We start from the raw sequence: 17,933 nt of genomic DNA, 5'->3' as shown, positions 1-17,933 counted from the left end.
CAACTGCAAGGCATAATTTCACATGAACTTCACAGCAGCCTCATACTGACTTCACCTTCCCTGTATAAACTCTCTTATACAAGGGAGGTGATTTTATGTTATTAGGACTTAAATGGTATTGGTGGCTTATGCTCACTGTGATTTTCATACTCTCCTTACCTCTTAAAGTTATTTTTGTGAAATGGTGGAGCAGACACCGTTCGGATAAAGAGAGACAGCAGAAAGATAAATGGGGGGAAGGATCATGATCGACGTGAAAGACTTGCGCTTTTCTTATAAAAAGGCCCGTGAAACGCTGCATGGCCTTACATTCTCTGTGACAGACGGAGAAATTTTCGGATTTTTGGGACCAAATGGTTCCGGCAAATCCACAACGCAGAAGATATTAACAGGAATCCTTGGGGGTTACCATGGTGAGGTGTCACTTTTCGGACAAAAACCAAATGAAGGCCAAAAGGACTTCCGGAATGAAATAGGTGTTCTTTTTGAATTTCCATATCTTTATACTAATTTGAGCGCTCTCGATAACCTGAATTATTTTGCCTCTTTCTATCCGGCGGGTAAAAGAAGGGATGCAATGGAACTTTTAGAGATGTTGGAATTTAAAAAAGATTTTTTGAAAAAACCGGTATCTTCTTATTCAAAAGGAATGAGACAGCGTGTCAGTATGGCCAGAGCTTTGATGAATCATCCCAGACTACTGTTTCTGGATGAACCAACCAGTGGACTTGACCCATCAGGTGCAGTCCTGTTTCGGAAGATCATTGAGCAGGAACGCCGAAAAGGCACTACTGTCTTTCTCACCACCCATAACATGATGGACGCTGACCTGCTGTGTGACAGGGTGGCTTTTATTGCCGACGGTGAGATCAAAGCGCTGGACACACCTAAAAGGTTAAAAGAGCAAAGGAGCGGCAATGCAGCGGAAATCGTATATACCTACGAAAACAAACGCTGTTCTCTCAGTCTTGAACTGCCCCGGCTGACCCAGGCTTTCCCATTTCCCCATGATAAGATCATAAGTATCCATACAAAAGAACCGACTTTAGAGGACATCTTTATCCAATATACAGGAAAGGGGCTGATATAATGGGACATGCGCTGTTGTCTTTGGCTAAAAAAGATCTGCGCCTGATGGTGGCTTCAAAGTTTTTCCTGCTGGCGCTTGGTTCCCTAATTCTCTACTCCAGCTATATCCATCTGGTCTATGTACGCCTGGATCAGGAAATTTACCCGGTATACCTCTATGATCCTCACGGCATTCAAACTGTAGCCGCACAAAAAACCGTGAAAGCAGATACCCTCAAGCAACTGCAGGAAGCCTGTTCAGACGGCTATGCCGTAGGCATCGACGCTTCAGGTCAGATTCCGCGGATATATATGGTCTCTTCCGGTTTGGAGAGCACAGACAACAGCCGGGCAGCTTATGCAGTGTCACTGCTTTCTTCTATAGACCGAACAAAAGCTGAAATCATAGGCGCTCATGACAAAGAGATGAAAAGCCGGCGGGAGATCACCTGCGAGTTTCTCTTTTTTGAATTGTCCGCGGTAGGTTTTCTTGGCCTGGCCTCAACACTATACAAAGAAAAACAGATGGGGGTGATCCGGGTACACAGTACACTGCCGGTAAGCCGGACAGCCTTTATTCTCACAAAACTGACACTCTTCGTTCTGGCAGACTTAATCTTCTCCATTTTGCTCACACTGATAAACCTGGGACTTTTGGGGGGATTTTCTGTACTGCCTGCAGTTATGGTCCAGGCAGGTATCCTTTCGGCTATCATGGCACTTACTGGCTTCTTCTTTGCTATATGCCTGCAGGGTTTCCGGCAGTTTTCTCTTCTGTATCTTATATTTGCCGTATTTATCACAACACCTGTATTTCTTGTAGGACAGACGGGTATTTCCTTGGACTGGATCGTGTACCATCCTATGTATCACCTGTTTATGGCTATGAAAAACGCATACTTCGGTGTAAAACCGGCGGGAATTCTCTACTATACTGCCTGTACAGCTGCTATTATCCTATTGTTTACAGCCGTCCGCCAGGCACTGGTTCGGGAAATGGCAAAGGAGGGATGACATTGCTTGGGATAAAATTTCAATTAAAAAACATTCGCCGGGACAAGATGTGTATTCTGACCTTTCTCCTTCCTATCCTGGCCGGATTAGCTATCAACCTGCTGTCAAGCATTGGCTTCACCTCTGTCAGTGAAACTGCTTTTGCTGCCGTCAAAGGAAATCTCAGACCTGATACTGCCTCTTGGCTTCAGAGCATAGGCCGGGTGGAAACTTTTGAGAATATGGGAGATCTGAGGATCGCAGTCAATGAACCTTCCACACAGCTTATTGGAGTGATACAAAAAGGAGAGGACATTACAGCTATTCTTTCCGGTGATGAACTGGAAGTAAATACTGTTATAGGAAATACCCTCCCACAGCTATATAAGGAGCGCTTAAAACTATCCTCCTATGAAATGGATATTCAGCCGGGCAAAAGCAATGATAGTTTAAGATCACTTTTGACCGCCATTACACTGGTAACTGCACTGTTCATGGGGTGTACATTCAATGCTATGAATATGATCAGCGAAAAAGAAGATGGTATTGGATTTGTTAATGAAGTGATACCTATGACTAAGATGAACTATATGGTCCAGAAAATTTCTCTTGGGTATATGGGTGCCGTGCTGTCCGCTGTTCTCACAGCATTAATCTGTACGCATATACAATCCCGCATGATGCTCCCCTTGGTCTTGATCATTATGTTGTCCGCTTTCTTAGCTGCTCTTGTGGGATTGTTCATTGGACAATTTTCAGATGGGCTTATGTCCGGGATTGTCTGCATCAAGATAATTATGATACTGTTTCTCGCACCTCCGGTGCTGTTCTATCTGGTTCTTTCAAAAGACAGCGTTCTGTATACCTTAACGTATCTGCTGCCATCCAGCGCGGCTTTTTACGGAATTCTGGATCTCATAACCGGGTCTGCCAGACAAATACCGGAATACATCTGTGTGCTTCTGTTTCACTGTATTGTCTGGCTGACCGTATATCTTTTTATAAATCACCGCAAAAGTTCCTAGGCAGGAAAACTCATATGCTTTACAGCGGCCGGACAATCCCCGGCCGTTTCTTTTATCTGGAGATATCTTTTCTTAATTTATCAACTATTTCCCGGATACACCCATCCTCAAAGGGGGAGCGCAGACCGGCTTTCTGAAGAAGATTTTCAAAGTAATCTGAGGCAGATAGTCTGCAGAGCTTTAAATAACTCTTCCAAGCCTCCTCATAATTCTCCTGCATTTTATTTTTATATTCAAATGCACAGAGCTGTGCGATCACATAGTCGATATAGTAGAGAGGAAAACTGTATATATGATGCTGTCTCTGCCAGTAACCGCCATCCGCAAAGAACTGCAGGCTGCCGTAATCCAAATGAGGCTTATAGACATGTTCCAGCTCCTTCCAAACGGATTTTCTTTCAGCCGGCGTCATATCCGGTTTATCATAAATCCGGTGCTGGAATTCATCCACCATGCAGCCGTACGGGATAAATAGAACCGCATCCTCCAGATGCATTTCCTGATATGCCTTTGCCTCTTCTCCTGCAAAAAACAGTGAATACCAAGGTTCTGCAAAGAATTCCATAGACATGGAATGGATCTCTGCAGTCTCCATACCGATATCTGCGTGTTCACGAATCAAGTCTTCGGATGCCAGATATCCCTGAAACGCATGACCACATTCGTGGGTAATCACATTCACATCATCACTGGTTCCGTTAAAGTTGGCAAAAATGAACGGAGACTTATAGTCCGGTATATACGTCATATATCCGCCTACTGCTTTTGTCTTTCTTCCAAACACGTCCAGCAGTTCATTCTCTATCATAAAATCAAAGAATTCTCTAGTCTCTTTGGAAAGCTCCCCGTACATTTTCTGTCCGGCTTCCAGAATCTCTTCCGGTGTACCAAAAGGCTGGGGATTCCCTTTTGTTCCATACACCTGTTCATCTGAAAAATACATCTTAGAAAGCCCCAGACGCTTTCTCCTCTGCTCACACAGACTTTCCGCGAACGGAACAAATACTTCCTTTACCTGCCGCCTTAAATTCTCCACCTGTTCTCTCTGGTAACTGTTCCTCTGCATGCGCAGATATCCCAGTTCTGTATAGGTTTCAAATCCCAGCTCTTTTGCCTGAAGCGTCCTGTTCTTTACCAGCTTATCATACAGTTCATCCAACCGGTCCTCAATACTCATAAAAAACGCATTCTGTTTTTCATAGGCTTTTCTTCGGACTTCGGGGTCTTTGTGCTTGAGGTAAGGACCTAACAGAGACAGATTTAAAGTCTCCCCATCCCAATCTATTTTTGCACCGGCCAGCAGTTTTTCATACTCTGTCACCAGGGCATTTTCCTCCTGCATGAGGGGAATCACCGCTTCACTCACAGAGCGGAAGGAAAGTTCCATATTCTTAAAAGCTACAGGCCCGATTATCTGCTCCAGTTCCTCCCGGTACAAAGAATGATACAGCAGTTTCAAATATTCCACAGATAAGTTGCTGTAAGCGGGAACCTGCTCATCATAATAAGCCTTTTCTTTTTCATAAAAAGCGTCTGTGGTATCCATACTATGCCGGATGGATGCCAGGGTCACCTGTGTGGACACTTTATCTGAGAGCCGATAATATTTTTTATGGATCTCAAACTGTTCCTGTGCGCTTTTCGCCATTTTAAAGGCTTCCATCAGTCCCAGCAGTTCCTCTTTTACCTTCTCAAAGTCAATTCTCTCATAGGGCATGTCACAAAATTTCATATTGGTCTCCTCGCTTTTCACTGGATTTATTACTATGCGGTTCTTACAGGTTCTTTACTTTGAATTCCCGCTCAGCTTCCCTTTTCTGGTCCTTTTTGGCAATATCCTGTCTCTTATCGTACAGCTTCTTGCCTTTTGCGATTCCGACCTCCACTTTCACAAGGCTGCCTTTAAAGTAAACTTTAAGCGGTACCAGAGTATATCCTTTCTCTGCTATTTTTCCCGCAATCTTGCGTATTTCATACTGATGCAGCAAAAGTTTTCTGGTTCTGAGAGGATCTTTATTGAAGATGTTCCCTTTTTCATAAGGACTGATATGCATGCCATAAACAAAGACCTCACCTCGGTCAATCTGGATAAATGATTCCTTGATGCTGCATTTTCCCATGCGCATGGACTTTACCTCAGTACCTGCAAGCTCGATCCCTGCCTCATAGGTATCCTCTATAAAATAATCATGATATGCTTTTTTGTTGTTTGCGATCAGACGAATCCCTGATTCTTTTCCCATTATCTTATTCCTTTCCTCTCACCTTTTCTGCACTCTCCTCGGTTACTGGCGAAAAATCCACTGTCTTTGTAACGATATCCGCATTCTCTACCCGTACCTTTATCTTTTGTCCCATAACATATTGTCTCTTGGTGGTTTCACCGGTCAGACTGTAATGTTCCCTGTCAAAGACATAGTAGTCATCTGTCAGAGTGTTGACATGTACCAGCCCTTCCACAGTACTTAAAAGCTCCACATATAGTCCCCACTCCATAACACCGGATATGGTCCCCTCAAAGATCTCACCGAGATGGGCTGCCATATATTCTGCCTTCTTCATTTTCACAGTTTCCCGTTCCACTTCCTCTGCCCTGCGCTCCAGGGTACTAGACTGGTTGGCCACTGCATCCAAAAAATCAGCATAATGCTTTTTCTTCTCCTGGGTCATCCTTCCATGAATGGTCTCTTTTATGATCCGGTGTATCTGCAGGTCAGGATATCTCCTGATCGGGGAGGTGAAGTGGCAGTAATATCTGGCCGCCAGTCCAAAATGCCCGCTGCAGTCTGTGGTGTATTTGGCCTGTTTCATAGAACGCAGAAGTAGTCTGGAAAAGAACGGCTCACAGTCCATACCCTCAATCTCATCCAGAATACGCTGTACTTCTTTTGGGTGTATCTCCTGTTTTGCCTTTTTCACTTTAATTCCCGTTCCGCGTACCATACTAAGCACTGCTTCCATCTTTTCCGGGTCCGGATTATCATGTGTTCTGTATACAAACGGAATATCCCTGAAATAATACTCTTCCGCAACCGTCTCATTTGCCAGCAGCATAAAATCTTCGATGATCTCTGTCGCCACGTTCTGTTCATAAGAATATATCTCCGTGGGCCTGCCGTTCTCATCCAGTTTGATCTTGCTTTCCGGAAAATCAAAATCAATGGCTCCCCGCTTTCCTCTTCTCTTTCTTAGAATTCCCGACAGTTCCTGCATGAGAAAGAACATGGGCGCCAACTCTGCGTATTCCCTGGTAATCTCCTCATCTTCATGAAGAAGAATCTTTTTCACATTTGTATACGTCATCCTCCTGTCCACATGGATGACCGTCTCGGCAATCTTATGGCCGATCACATTGCCCTTCTTATCAATATCCATCAGACAGCTCAGTGCCAGGCGGTCTTCACCGGCATTCAGGGAACAGATTCCATTGGACAATTTTTTTGGCAGCATGGGAATGACCCTGTCAACCAGGTAGACACTGGTACCTCTTTTCAGTGCTTCTCTGTCAAGCGCGCTGTTGTACTGTACATAATTACTTACATCGGCAATATGCACTCCCAGGTGGTAAAATTCCCCTTCCTTGGTAACAGAGATGGCGTCATCCAGGTCTTTTGCATCTTCACCGTCAATGGTAACCATGGTCCAGTCTCTCAAATCCATGCGTCCGTAATAGTCCCCCTCATTGAGGGAATCTTTGATTCTCTCTGCCTGGTTCAGCACCTTTTCCGGAAATTCCATAGGCAGGTCATAACTTCTGGCCACTGACATAACATCCACGCCTTTTTCGCCCTGATGTCCCAGGATCTCCTTTACTTTCCCCTCCGGATTTCTGCTTCTGGTGCCATAATTACGGATAGATGTAACCACCTTATCACCGCTGACAGCCCCCATAGAATGTTCCATGGGAATAAAGATATCCCTGGAGAATTTTCTGTTGTCAGGAACCAGAAAGCCGAAACTGTCACTTTTCTCATATGTGCCCACGACTTCTTTCATTCCACGTTCCAGCACCTTGACCACCGCGCCTTCCCTGCGGCGCCCGTCACGCTCCTCTTTTAAGATACGCACCTGCACGGTATCCTTGTGGAGCGCATCACCGGTGTGTTCCTCCGGGATAAAAATATCTTCCGCCTCACCTTCCACTTCCACAAAGCCAAACCCCTTGGCATTGCCCACAAAGATTCCGGTCAGATAAAATTCCCGTTTTCCTTTATTTTTCTTCTCATATTCACGGGAAGGCTCTTTTTCTTTCTTCCCGCTTTCTTTTCTAACCGCCTCATAGCGGCCCCGCTTGTTGATGCTTATCTTGCCTTCCTCCAGCAGCATGTCCAGGGTTTTATGAAGCTCATCTCTTTTTCCTGCCGGAATCTGCAGAAGCACTGCCAGGTCCTTTGCCCGCATGGGCGTGTACTCTTTGCAGCACATGATTTCATACAGCATCTTTCTGCGTTTTTTTACTTGTGCATTTTTTTTCAAATATTTACTCCTAACTTAAGGCGTATTCCGCCTATAAAAATATGACACCCTTGCGTGACTGCAAGAGTGCCATCTCTTAAAATTTCAGATTCAAAACCAGTGCCAGAACGAAGAACAAAATTCCCATGATCTTTGTGGCTTTAACCAGTGCCCCTTCCATAGAACGGCCCTTGTTTTTACCCCAATAGGTATCAGCTACACCGGCAATTGTGCCCAGTCCCTGAGATTTTCCTTCCTGCATCAGAATAATAACGGTCAACCCAATACAATCAATAACGAATAAAATCGTCAGTACAATTCTCAAAATTTCCATGATTACACCTCCTAATCGTCAAACAAAATTAGTGTATCACAGTATTTCCGAGATTTCAACTGTTTTTCGGCGATTCCGACCTGTTTCTGGAAATATTTTGTTACGGTTCGCAAGCAGCCGTCCCAAAAGGCGTTTTCCCCACGGGAAGCCGCGCAAAGCGTGTTACTGAACAAAAAACTACGCTTTCAGCATATTGTGAGCTGCTGCACATCTTTTATCTCTCAAATGGTGTCTCGTAGCAGGCCTGTGCGTCGAGAGAATCCTCAATTCTAAGAAGCCTGTTATATTTTGCTGTACGTTCTGAGCGGCACGGGGCCCCTGTTTTAATCTGTCCTGCATTCACTGCTACCGCCAAATCAGCGATAAACGTATCTTCACTCTCACCGGAACGGTGTGAGATCACTGCTCTGTACCCTGCTTTCTGTGCCATCTCCACAGCATCCATGGCCTCTGTCAGTGTACCGATCTGATTTACCTTGACTAGTATGGCATTTCCCGCATTTAGTTTAATACCGCATTTAAGCCTTTTAACATTTGTGACAAACAAATCGTCTCCCACAAGCTGTACTTTTTCACCCAGTTCCTGGGTCATGAGCTGCCATCCATCCCAGTCATCTTCATTTAAACCGTCTTCGATCGAAACAATGGGAAACTGATCAAGCAGTTCCCTGTAGTATTCCACCATCTCTCTGGAACTCCTCTGTACTTCACTGCCGCTCATCTGGGATTCCCCAGGGAAATAATAACAGTCTTTTTCCTGGTCATACAGTTCGCTTGCTGCAGCATCCATGGCATAACAGATTTGTTCTCCCGGTGCATATCCGCACTTTTCCACAGCCTGATTCAGAATTTCAAAAACTTCCGTGGCACTGCTTAAATTTGGTGCAAAACCACCCTCATCGCCTACGCCTGTAGACAAATCTTTATCTTTCAGTATTTTTTTCAATGCCTGATAAATCTCCGTACACATGCGCAGCCCTTCATGAAAACTCTCTGTTCCCACAGGCATGATCATAAATTCCTGAAAATCTACCGTATTATCTGCATGTTTTCCACCATTTAAAATGTTCATCATAGGTACCGGCATTCTTTTTGCATGGCAGCCTCCCAGATATTGATAGAGAGGAAGCTTCAGTGCTTTAGCAGCCGCCTTTGCTACAGCCAGTGATACGCCCAGAACTGCATTGGCACCTATATGCTCTTTGTTGTCTGTTCCGTCTGCCTCCAGAAGAAGGCTGTCAATATGGCACTGCTTCAGGGCATTTTCTCCCAGAACCGCATCTGCCAGTTTTACATTGACATTGTTCACAGCCTTCTGGACACCCAGGCCTCGATACCTCTTTTCTCCGTCTCTAAGTTCCACTGCTTCAAATCTTCCCGTGGATGCACCGGAAGGAACGATTGCCCTGCCTGTCACCCCGTCTTTTCCCACTATTCCTTCACCGACTGTCACTTCAACTTCCACGGTCGGATTTCCTCTGGAGTCTAATACTTCTCTGGCGTATACCTTTCGTATTGGCAAATAACGATACATGGCATTACCTCCTGCAATTTCTTCATACAAAACTAGTATTGTCTGGCTGAAGTAAAAATATGCCTTGACAAATTATTTTACGTTGTCAGGATTTATTCTGTGTTTCAAAAATTTTCCATACATTTGCCGGGTCTGTCACATCCTTTTCCGTAAGATCTGTGGTCTGGATTGCAAAAGCCTTCAGATCAATATCCGTCTCCGCCTCCTCCATGGAAGTTCCGTCCGGCATCTTTTCCCCTTCAATCACATTGGCAAATGTCACGGAACTGAACAGCTCCGGTGTTGTTACTCCTTTTGCCAGTGCAGTACAGACTGAATCTGTTCCGTATACATATTTATACTCATGTGCCACAACTACATTACTCTCATTTTTTACTTCTGCAGCATTTCCCATTTTCGTCCAGCCGCTGTTGACCGTCCAGGAATAGAGTTCCGTAAGTGCCTTTGGGTTTCTGCTGCCATCCTGATTTGCAGTGATAACATTGGCAACAGGCACCTGGACTGTGACAAAGACAAAGGCGTCATTTATTCCTACGTTTGTCACTTTTGGATCTTTTATCAGTTTTTTATTTGGCGTAATATCCTGTTTTTCCTTGTCCGGTACTGCGTCCCACTTGGGTTCTGTCAGTGTGATATCCACTTTACCGATGGTGAGATGGTTTTTCACCTGTTCTGTATCCGTAAAATAGGCTGCTGCACTTCCAATCAAAAATATAGCTGCCAGTGCCAGGCATAAGATCACTGCTTGTTTCTTATTTTTCATTGTTATTTTTCTCATGGTATTTTCCTCCTGAAAATTTCACTGTTTTTAGTAGTATAAATAAAACCACACTGCCCACTGTAAAAAATACGGCAAACTCTCCGGCATTTCTCATAAATGCTTTTCCCACATACGGAACCGTAAACAAAACCCGTCCTTTTATCTGGTGTTCTCTCACCAAAGCCGGATCCGGTGTTTGATTGGCATCCCCCTTAGTCACCATTCCTGCTTCTGTCTTTCGGATGATCCGATGCAGGACCAATTCCCCGTCGTTTCTCTTAAAAGCCAGAATATCCCCCTGTTCCATGCAGCTGGCATCTGCATGGAGATTTACCCAGGATATACTTCCCGTTTTTATAGCCGGTTCCATGGAACCGCTGACCACAATAAAAGGGCGTATCCCTATGATGCATAACAGAAGGTTGAGTATCAATACCAGGCATAGTGCCCAGTAAACGATCTCCCCGGCCAGATAACATGCCCTTTTCATGACTTTCTCCATTTCCAGGCTGCGAAAGCTCCGGCTAAAGATCCCAGACACAGGACTGCCGTCAGAATGATCGGTGCATCATCCCCTGTTTTCGGGGAGTGCACCGTCTGTACCTCTTTTGACCAGTCCCCATCCCCCACAGCCTCCACCGTCACCACGATATCCAGACTGTTTTCCGTATAATATTTTCTGATATTCCCTTTATCGTCATATTTTGTATTCCAATTTGGGGGAATCGTGAAAGAACGGAAGATATCTGTTTTCTCACCTTTTTTTAATTTTTTCTCATAGTAATACCAGCCATCCTCATGCTTTTTCCAGCCCTTTGGCATTCCCTTTATCATATCCTCCGTGACAGGGATTTCCACTTTCTTCCCCATGGAAACTTCAATCTTAGCCCTGATCTCACATGTATTCTGCAGATTGGTGACTCTGGGGATCTTCACAATTTCCTGTCCCGGCATCACAGCCTCCAAGTCTTGCCATGTCACCTCCCGGCCTTTTTTATCCAGAGTAAACTCTTCAAGCCTGATGTCCACCTTTCCCTTTGCCTTCTCCAATCCTGTCTGTCCGGCAAAGACAAGGCGGGGCAGGCTTAATCCCAAAAGCAGAAGGAAGAAACACAATGTCTGAAAATATCGCTTTCTCCTCATACACTCCCCTCCTCATTCCACGCCTTCTGATTCTTTTCAAAATGTTTCCACGCTTCCTGCCAGGCCTCTTTTAAAAACTGCCCCTGCTGGTAGGATTCCGCATAGACGTTCAGAGAGAAGCCGCGCTTTAGCAGTTCTTCCGGGGCATCTTTTGCCACTTCAATCTGTTTCAGAAGTTCTGTTGTGATCTCACCTATCTCCAGCGCACTTTTATAATAATAATATCCGTCTTCCGCTTTTACCCAGTTTTCTGTGTCCAGTCCCAGGTTCAGATATGGCAGGATACCCTCGTCATCCAGAAGAAGCCTGCACCGCACAAAACAGCTGGATTTACCTTTATTGGTGATCTGCACACTTTTTGCTATGATCTCACCGGGCTTCAGTTCATCCGGTGGATGGAATTCCTCTGTTATCTCCAGATTGCTGTCTCCCGGCTTGATCCGGTTGCTGCGCGCGTCCTGGTCACTGAAATAGGCACTCCCCACGCCCACCGCTAACCCGGCTGCTGTCAGCAGAAGGATCAGCAGCAGCAGTGCCGCAGCTTCTCTCCGCATCTCTCTTTTCCTGACTTCACTCATTTTCTACCTTTTCCCTCTTCAAAATAATATTTTCACAGACAGATGTATCTGACCAGTCCTGCCATTCATCTTTCCGGTTAATAAAGACTGCATGACCTGCATCGTTTTGGATCAGATCAAATTCCACGGTATCCAGTGCTCTGACACCTCCTGAAATTTCTGTAATGTCTTTCAGTGAATACCGCATGATTTTCATCTCACGAGCGGTATATGTGCCGGCTGGCAATTCCAAAAATGTGATGGTCCTGCGGACTTTATTATCATTGTTTTTCTCCTGTTCCACATATTCTTTTGTAAATTCCGTAATGCCGTGAAAAATATGGGAGTTTCCTTCCAAATCCACCCCTTCTACTTCAAACAGAAAAATAGGATTACCGTTTGCAAAATTTATTTCATCGGCATTTATCTCCTTCTCCAATATGATCTTTACGGTCCTCGGCGTATTTTCTGCGGTAAGCTCCACTGTTTTGCCGGTGGATTCCTTATTTATGGCAAACTCAATCTTTTTATCAGACAGCTCATATCCATCCGGAGCCGTCTGTTCAATAAAGAAGTAACTGTTCCAGGGTAAATCCTTGACGATGATACACCCCTCCTCGTCCGTGGTATACTCTCCTACTTTTTGGTTTTTGCCTGTATACAGATAAAAGACCGCCCCTTTTAAGGTTTTGCCAGACCCTGAAGATATTTTTTTCAGCGTCACACTTCCCTTTTTCACAGGCTCTTCTGACCGTACGCTTTTACGGTACACACTCTGAGTCAAATCTGTATTTGTAAAGGTCACTGTGTAGGTTTTTTTATCCAGTTCATACCCTTTTGGGGCAGTGATCTCCTTTACCGTATAGGTCCCTGTGGCAAGTGGAACACTGGTTGCTTTTCCTGATGTATTTGTGGTCATTTTATCAACCACAGTGCCGGCCTTATTTTTTACCTCATATACCGCACCGGAAAACTCAGCATTTCCCTGCGGTTTTGTCTCACCGGTCTCCTTGTCCGCTTTTTGGAGATCTATGTAGCAGCTCACTGCCTTTTTGGGAATCTGTGCCGTGACTGTTTTTTTGTGGGCTGCAGAACCCCCACCGCCCTCCAGCATGGTCACCATTTGGTATTTGGAATTATTGCTTTTATAGACCCAGCCCGCCAGATACAGAGAATGTTCGCCTGATATGGAAGCTGTGACCTTAGCACCTTTTTCCTGCAGCAGCAGATATTGTGATTTGGGAATCCAGATTCTGAACGCTGACGCGTCACCGCTGTCTTTCCAGATAACTGTGGCACCGTTGTCCGCGGTTCCTTTTTTTGAAGTGATATACTCACTGCAGTCTGTGATTCCGTCTGACAAATTCTGGTTTATCCATTTTGTTATAAATCCCTCTTTGCCATTATAAGCCTGCGCGGTCCATGTAACACTTGTCTCGGACAAGGTATAGTCAAAGCTTCGCCAGCCATCGGCAAAAGGTGTATAATAGGGGGGATGATTTGCATCGTTCACCATCTTGTTTATGATGTTATAGAATTGCTCTTTTTTTGATCCTTTGAGATGATTGTACAGAGTGTTCAGGGAGAATTCCCCGTTGACTATATGAATCGCATACTGAGTGGCCAGCGCATCGTATTTCCAGCCGTATCCTGTCCTGTAATTCGGCCACAGACTCTCTTTCCCCCAGTATCGGCAGCCCCAGTACATAAGATATGCAATAGACGGTGAGACACGCCCTGCCCCATCCCAGGTGATCTGCCCTTCCGGCGCATTATGCTGATACTGCACACAGTATAGAAGACGCCACTTTCCCCGCATATCCGGGTTGCCGGTATCGCTGGAGTCCACATACTTGATAGATACGTTATAAGGGTCATCCAGACTTAAAAGTCCGGGATCTATAGAACCCAAGGATTCCTTCCAGCCAACCTGTATGGTACTGGTCACTGCACTTCTCATGTGCATATCGGAAATTCTGGAATACTGACCCGGTACCGGTTCCTCCAGCGCCTTTTCCAATGTATCCTGTTCCTCCTCCTTATGCTCTTCCTCCTTCTGGTTTTCTTCCTCCTTGTTTTCTTCCTCTGTGTTTTCTTCCTCCTTGTTTTCTTCCTCCTTGTTTTCTTCCTCCTGCTCGTTTCCCTGGCTTACTTCCGTATTGCCGCTTCCGAAAGAATTATCGGGCTGTTTTTCCCCAGTGCCGGTTTCCGCATTATCCGAACGTTCCGGCTCCTTGAGACTGCCTGGGTCTTCCGGACTTTCCGAATCAACATGAGGCTCTGAATCTGCCGTTCCATTTAAATCATCCGGATTCTGCTCTGCCTTTTGCGCTTTTGCCTTCTCCTGTATCTGCGCAGATCTTACTTCTTCTGTCTTTCTCTGTATCTGCACAGGCCTTCCTTCTTCTGTCTTTCTCCGTATCTGTGCAGACCTTCCTTCTTCTGTCTTTTTCCGTATCTTCACAGACCTTCCTTCCTCTGTCTTTTTCTGTATCTGTGCAGTCATCAGATCGACCTTGGCTTTCGCACAAATATTTTCCCTGTTTTTCTGTTTATATTTGGATTCCACGACAGAATTTTGGAGGATTGCGCTCTTTTGTACAGCCTCCTGACCGGATATACAGAGCGCCCCTGATCGCAGCACTCCTGGCCGACCGGAAACCTTCTGCATTCCTTCTGTTTCCAAACCTGAATGACCGGAGACTTTTTGTGATCCTGCAGATGTACCGGGGACAGACTTTTCCCTTCCCCCTGTCTCCAGACCGGAATTCTGGCCTGTTCCTGACATCTGCCCGGATTCCATGTCTTTTTCATAACCTGACGTTCCCTTATCACCTGTCTTGATACCGGAACTATATTCTGCTTCCTCCCCTGTGGTGCTGCACAATCTCCTTTTCTGACTGTTAACATGCTCTGCATCCTCCTTTGTGGTGCTGCACAATCTCCTTTTCTGACTGTTACCATGCTCTGCTTCCTCCTTATGATATGCGATTTTCTCCTTTTCTACGGACTGCAGTCCGCGTTCCTGTACTCTGCCTGCCCTGAATGGAGGGCCTTTTCCCTCCGAAGCGGTCCGGATAGCCTGCCCCATTGCATCTGCATACAGAATCTCCCCGCCTTTTTCGGCAGAAACCGCCTGTCCACAGACAGCATTGGAAAAAAGGACCGTAAGAAGCCCTGCTGCCAGAACCTTCTTCCATTTTTTCATAAAATAACGCCCCTTTCCGCATCAGGGCATAAAATCCCCTATAAAGGCATTTTTACCCCTTCTGCTTTTTCTTTACATTTGGAAATTTCGGCCGAATGGCCTTTTCAGATTTTCGGAATCATTCCGAGATTTGAAATGTAGATAAATCATAGCACAGGAAATTCGCAAAAACAAGACGGAAACTTTCACAAATTCCCGCCTTGTTTTACCCTGCAATTTTGTACAAATATTTTTACTTATCCCCGTTGAACTCTTTTACCGCATCAATCATAGCAACTATATTTTCAATGGGTGTGTTGGCCTGAATATTATGTATGGTGTTGAAAACATATCCTCCGTCCTTAGAGAATATCTCCAGCCGCTCCAGGACCTGCCTGCGCACTTCCTCCGGCCTGCCAAAGGGCAGTACCTGCTGCGTATCCACACCGCCGCCCCAGAACACAATATCTTTGCCGTATGTATCCTTCAGCGTTTTGGGATCCATTCCCTCCGCGGAACATTGTACCGGATTGATCCCGTCAAATCCGCCCTCGATCATGTAGGGCAGGATAGGGAAAATACCGCCGCAGCAGTGTTTCAGTGTTTTCCATGTTGTGTGCGCATGCACCCAGTCATTCATCTTTTTATAATAAGGCATATACAGGTCCCGGAATACTTCCGGACTCATAAAAGGCCCTCTCTGGGTTCCAAAGTCCGTACCGCAGATAAACAGGATATCAATATCTGAACCGAATGCATCCCAGTATTTCCTGAAACTTTCAATGGCAATCTCTGTTCCCTTCTCAAAAACCTCCTCCACATATTCAGGATAGAGAAGGGGGGCCATATACCACTCCTGAATACTTCGGATCCCCCTGGGATTCTTCAGATTCGGTCCCGGTATATTATTAGCGTCACCCAGTCCAAAATAGCCAGGCCCCACCTGAATGGCTCTCTGTGAGCCTCTCACTTCTGCCAGAACTTTTTTGTGGTAGGCAATCTGTTCATCTGTCACATGGGTATAATCTTCCACATTGTCATCGGGATTGGCCTCATCCTCATCAAATTCCGGTGTACGTGTCAGATTGTCAAAATAAAATCCATTGGCCGGCATATGACCGGACGGCGGCAGGGTGTCATCCCCTTCCGGATATACAAAATAACCACCCTTACCGTCATCCTTTACAACTGCGTTGGATGGGATCAGAACTGTCTCACCGCGGTATTTCCACTCTTTCCAGTCTGTATTAATATGTCCGTAAGTATCTCCATAATTATAAAGCTGCTGCACATCACATCCCAGACAGTCTGCAAGATCAGGCTCCACAAAAGCTGTCATGGTGGACATGTCATTGATTTTCGGCGGACGGTACTCCAGCCCATAATATGCCCGCAGGTCCTTCAGCACAATGGCATTGATCATGGAACAGCACATACCCCCAAAATCTACCGGCACCTTATCCGGCTGCCTGTGTTCAAACGCCGCCCGAACTCTTTCTCTTGATGTCATAACACTTCTCCTTTCTCACAGTATAGAAAGCATCCCCCAAAATTGAAATCCACCTGCGCAGATACCCAAAACACTTGGTAACCATAACTGCTGACAACAGTTATAAGCTTTCTATTGCTGTACACCCATCAGCAAAATACTTTACCCTGTTTTACTGTACATCCTAAGCACACAATGCCTCATAATAAACAAAACGTGCGCAGATAATAATTACCCACAAGTCTCCACATTTCCGTCTTGCTTGTTTCTAACTCCTAATATATACTATTCTTATAGTTTTTTCACTACTCATTCATGCTCATTAATATACATTTTGTGCTATAAGGAGGCTGCCTATGATACTGGAAAAAATACACGAGGAAGGTATGATCCCGGGAGAGCGGGGAATCATGAGCAAAAAAGGGATTTACTTCCACTCTCCTTCCCCCTTTGCCAAGGAATATCTCTTCTGCGTCTACTGGGGCGCTGAATATCTCTGTGCGCCGCCCTACCAGGTCCGGCGGAGTGGTCTGCACTCTTACCTTTTCTTCTGCATCCTGTCAGGAGAACTGCACTTTACATACAGAGAGCACGCCTTCACAGCCGCAACAGGAGATATTGTCCTTCTGGACTGTATGCACCCGCACCACTATTATACCCCAAGACAGGTCAGATTCCAGTTCTTTCACTTTGACGGGAACATCACCCCGGACTACTGTGAATACCTCTACCGGAAAAACGGTGCCTTATTCCGGAATAAATCCGAGGCCGCCTTAACCTTCCAGCAGATTTTGGACCAGCTCCGCCTTCCCCAGCCTGATGACCACCGCCTGTCTTCCATGGTCCACACCTTACTGGGCTCCCTTGCTGCCAAGATCCGGAAGCCTCCCAGCCCATCCATCCAAAAAGCCTGCCGCTATCTGGAAACACACTTTCAGGAACCCGTTACCGTGGAGGATGCAGCACGCCAAACAGCCCTGAGCAAATATCACTTTTCAAGGGTTTTTAAGGCCGAGACCGGCTCCTCCCCTCATGAGTACCTGTCCACCCTCCGCCTGCGGCATGCAAGGGAGCTGGTCATGGAAACTACACTCTCCATAGACGCCATAGCGGCAGAATGCGGCTTTTCCAGTACCTCACACTTTATCCGGGCATTTAAAAAAGACCTGGATTTCACTCCTGCTGTTTACCGCAAATTCTTTGACCCTTCCGGATTTCAGAAGTTTCCATGATCGTAACAGTTCAGCCTTCCTCTGTCCCGTGAGGTGTTGCCTTGCAATTGCAAGGCAATCCCGAGACAGCCACGCGCCAGACTGCGGTTTATGCAGTCTGTACCCTGAAGGGCAGTACTGTGCATGCTTTTGTTGCTATGAAGCCGGAAGGCTGAA

Annotated in this window: 16 protein-coding genes; 5 read left to right on the top strand and 11 right to left on the bottom strand. The window is 45.7% G+C overall.

Annotated features, from left to right (window positions below; translation table 11 throughout):
- The first annotated feature begins 95 nt into the window (after positions 1–95).
- The 4 genes from CI595_RS26330 to CI595_RS06600 are packed head-to-tail and all read left to right on the top strand — an operon-like array spanning position 96 to position 3,086.
- Positions 96–248 carry a hypothetical protein gene (locus CI595_RS26330; protein ID WP_167388449.1) on the top strand — a complete coding sequence of 51 codons (153 nt, stop codon included), beginning with the start codon at positions 96–98 and terminating at the stop codon, positions 246–248.
- On the top strand, positions 245–1,090 hold the full coding sequence (locus CI595_RS06610) for an ABC transporter ATP-binding protein (RefSeq protein WP_095172510.1): 846 nt from the start codon (positions 245–247) through the stop codon (positions 1,088–1,090). The genes CI595_RS26330 and CI595_RS06610 overlap by 4 nt, the downstream gene beginning before the upstream one ends.
- Positions 1,090–2,082 carry an ABC transporter permease gene (locus CI595_RS06605; RefSeq protein ID WP_095172509.1) on the top strand — a complete coding sequence of 331 codons (993 nt, stop codon included), beginning with the start codon at positions 1,090–1,092 and terminating at the stop codon, positions 2,080–2,082. The genes CI595_RS06610 and CI595_RS06605 overlap by 1 nt, the downstream gene beginning before the upstream one ends.
- Positions 2,079–3,086, top strand: coding sequence for an ABC transporter permease (locus tag CI595_RS06600; protein WP_243135117.1), 1,008 nt, complete (start codon positions 2,079–2,081; stop codon positions 3,084–3,086). The genes CI595_RS06605 and CI595_RS06600 overlap by 4 nt, the downstream gene beginning before the upstream one ends.
- A 52-nt stretch (positions 3,087–3,138) precedes the next feature.
- On the opposite strand, the gene CI595_RS06595 is transcribed toward CI595_RS06600, so the two are convergent.
- The 11 genes from CI595_RS06595 to CI595_RS06545 form a co-directional block, all read right to left on the bottom strand.
- Complete coding sequence (locus CI595_RS06595) at positions 3,139–4,818, bottom strand: M3 family oligoendopeptidase (RefSeq protein WP_095172507.1); 1,680 nt, start codon at positions 4,816–4,818, stop codon at positions 3,139–3,141.
- Between the two features lie 43 nt (positions 4,819–4,861).
- Positions 4,862–5,329: an SsrA-binding protein SmpB gene (gene smpB, locus CI595_RS06590; RefSeq protein ID WP_095172506.1), complete on the bottom strand. Its 468-nt coding sequence runs from the start codon at positions 5,327–5,329 to the stop codon at positions 4,862–4,864.
- A gap of 4 nt (positions 5,330–5,333) precedes the next feature.
- Positions 5,334–7,562: a ribonuclease R gene (gene rnr / locus CI595_RS06585; RefSeq protein WP_187144002.1), complete on the bottom strand. Its 2,229-nt coding sequence runs from the start codon at positions 7,560–7,562 to the stop codon at positions 5,334–5,336.
- A gap of 76 nt (positions 7,563–7,638) precedes the next feature.
- Positions 7,639–7,875: a preprotein translocase subunit SecG gene (gene secG, locus CI595_RS06580; RefSeq protein ID WP_095172505.1), complete on the bottom strand. Its 237-nt coding sequence runs from the start codon at positions 7,873–7,875 to the stop codon at positions 7,639–7,641.
- Between the two features lie 214 nt (positions 7,876–8,089).
- Positions 8,090–9,409, bottom strand: a complete 1,320-nt coding sequence (gene eno, locus CI595_RS06575; protein WP_095172504.1) for a phosphopyruvate hydratase — start codon at positions 9,407–9,409, stop codon at positions 8,090–8,092.
- Positions 9,410–9,494: 85 nt separating this feature from the next.
- Positions 9,495–10,187 carry a TasA family protein gene (locus CI595_RS06570; protein WP_095172503.1) on the bottom strand — a complete coding sequence of 231 codons (693 nt, stop codon included), beginning with the start codon at positions 10,185–10,187 and terminating at the stop codon, positions 9,495–9,497.
- On the bottom strand, positions 10,162–10,659 hold the full coding sequence (locus CI595_RS06565) for a signal peptidase I (protein WP_158661699.1): 498 nt from the start codon (positions 10,657–10,659) through the stop codon (positions 10,162–10,164). The genes CI595_RS06570 and CI595_RS06565 overlap by 26 nt, the downstream gene beginning before the upstream one ends.
- On the bottom strand, positions 10,656–11,312 hold the full coding sequence (locus CI595_RS06560; protein WP_095172501.1) for a hypothetical protein: 657 nt from the start codon (positions 11,310–11,312) through the stop codon (positions 10,656–10,658). Before CI595_RS06560 ends, CI595_RS06565 begins: the two co-directional genes overlap by 4 nt.
- Entirely contained in the window at positions 11,309–11,890 is a 582-nt protein-coding gene (locus CI595_RS06555; protein WP_095172500.1) for a hypothetical protein, read from the bottom strand. The genes CI595_RS06560 and CI595_RS06555 overlap by 4 nt, the downstream gene beginning before the upstream one ends.
- Positions 11,883–15,077 carry an MSCRAMM family protein gene (locus CI595_RS06550; protein WP_095172499.1) on the bottom strand — a complete coding sequence of 1,065 codons (3,195 nt, stop codon included), beginning with the start codon at positions 15,075–15,077 and terminating at the stop codon, positions 11,883–11,885. The genes CI595_RS06555 and CI595_RS06550 overlap by 8 nt, the downstream gene beginning before the upstream one ends.
- A gap of 232 nt (positions 15,078–15,309) precedes the next feature.
- Positions 15,310–16,566, bottom strand: coding sequence for a uroporphyrinogen decarboxylase family protein (locus CI595_RS06545; protein WP_095172498.1), 1,257 nt, complete (start codon positions 16,564–16,566; stop codon positions 15,310–15,312).
- Between the two features lie 335 nt (positions 16,567–16,901).
- Here CI595_RS06545 and CI595_RS06540 point away from each other — a divergent pair, with 335 nt between their 5' ends.
- Positions 16,902–17,777: a helix-turn-helix domain-containing protein gene (locus CI595_RS06540; RefSeq protein ID WP_095172497.1), complete on the top strand. Its 876-nt coding sequence runs from the start codon at positions 16,902–16,904 to the stop codon at positions 17,775–17,777.
- Positions 17,778–17,933 lie beyond the last annotated feature (156 nt).

The organism is Blautia hominis, assembly GCA_002270465.1.
Taxonomy (GTDB): domain Bacteria; phylum Bacillota; class Clostridia; order Lachnospirales; family Lachnospiraceae; genus Blautia; species Blautia hominis.
This window is presented reverse-complemented; position numbering and strand designations above follow the sequence as displayed.

Bases quoted from the DNA above. Each gene is read 5' to 3' on its own strand.
- CI595_RS26330 (WP_167388449.1), top strand. From the start codon at position 96: ATGTTATTAGGACTTAAATGGTATTGGTGGCTTATGCTCACTGTGATT.
- CI595_RS06610 (WP_095172510.1), top strand. From the start codon at position 245: ATGATCGACGTGAAAGACTTGCGCTTTTCTTATAAAAAGGCCCGTGAA.
- CI595_RS06605 (WP_095172509.1), top strand. From the start codon at position 1,090: ATGGGACATGCGCTGTTGTCTTTGGCTAAAAAAGATCTGCGCCTGATG.
- CI595_RS06600 (WP_243135117.1), top strand. From the start codon at position 2,079: ATGACATTGCTTGGGATAAAATTTCAATTAAAAAACATTCGCCGGGAC.
- CI595_RS06595 (WP_095172507.1), bottom strand. From the start codon at position 4,818: ATGAAATTTTGTGACATGCCCTATGAGAGAATTGACTTTGAGAAGGTA.
- smpB (WP_095172506.1), bottom strand. From the start codon at position 5,329: ATGGGAAAAGAATCAGGGATTCGTCTGATCGCAAACAACAAAAAAGCA.
- secG (WP_095172505.1), bottom strand. From the start codon at position 7,875: ATGGAAATTTTGAGAATTGTACTGACGATTTTATTCGTTATTGATTGT.
- eno (WP_095172504.1), bottom strand. From the start codon at position 9,409: ATGTATCGTTATTTGCCAATACGAAAGGTATACGCCAGAGAAGTATTA.
- CI595_RS06570 (WP_095172503.1), bottom strand. From the start codon at position 10,187: ATGAGAAAAATAACAATGAAAAATAAGAAACAAGCAGTGATCTTATGC.
- CI595_RS06565 (WP_158661699.1), bottom strand. From the start codon at position 10,659: ATGAAAAGGGCATGTTATCTGGCCGGGGAGATCGTTTACTGGGCACTA.
- CI595_RS06560 (WP_095172501.1), bottom strand. From the start codon at position 11,312: ATGAGGAGAAAGCGATATTTTCAGACATTGTGTTTCTTCCTTCTGCTT.
- CI595_RS06555 (WP_095172500.1), bottom strand. From the start codon at position 11,890: ATGAGTGAAGTCAGGAAAAGAGAGATGCGGAGAGAAGCTGCGGCACTG.
- CI595_RS06550 (WP_095172499.1), bottom strand. From the start codon at position 15,077: ATGAAAAAATGGAAGAAGGTTCTGGCAGCAGGGCTTCTTACGGTCCTT.
- CI595_RS06545 (WP_095172498.1), bottom strand. From the start codon at position 16,566: ATGACATCAAGAGAAAGAGTTCGGGCGGCGTTTGAACACAGGCAGCCG.
- CI595_RS06540 (WP_095172497.1), top strand. From the start codon at position 16,902: ATGATACTGGAAAAAATACACGAGGAAGGTATGATCCCGGGAGAGCGG.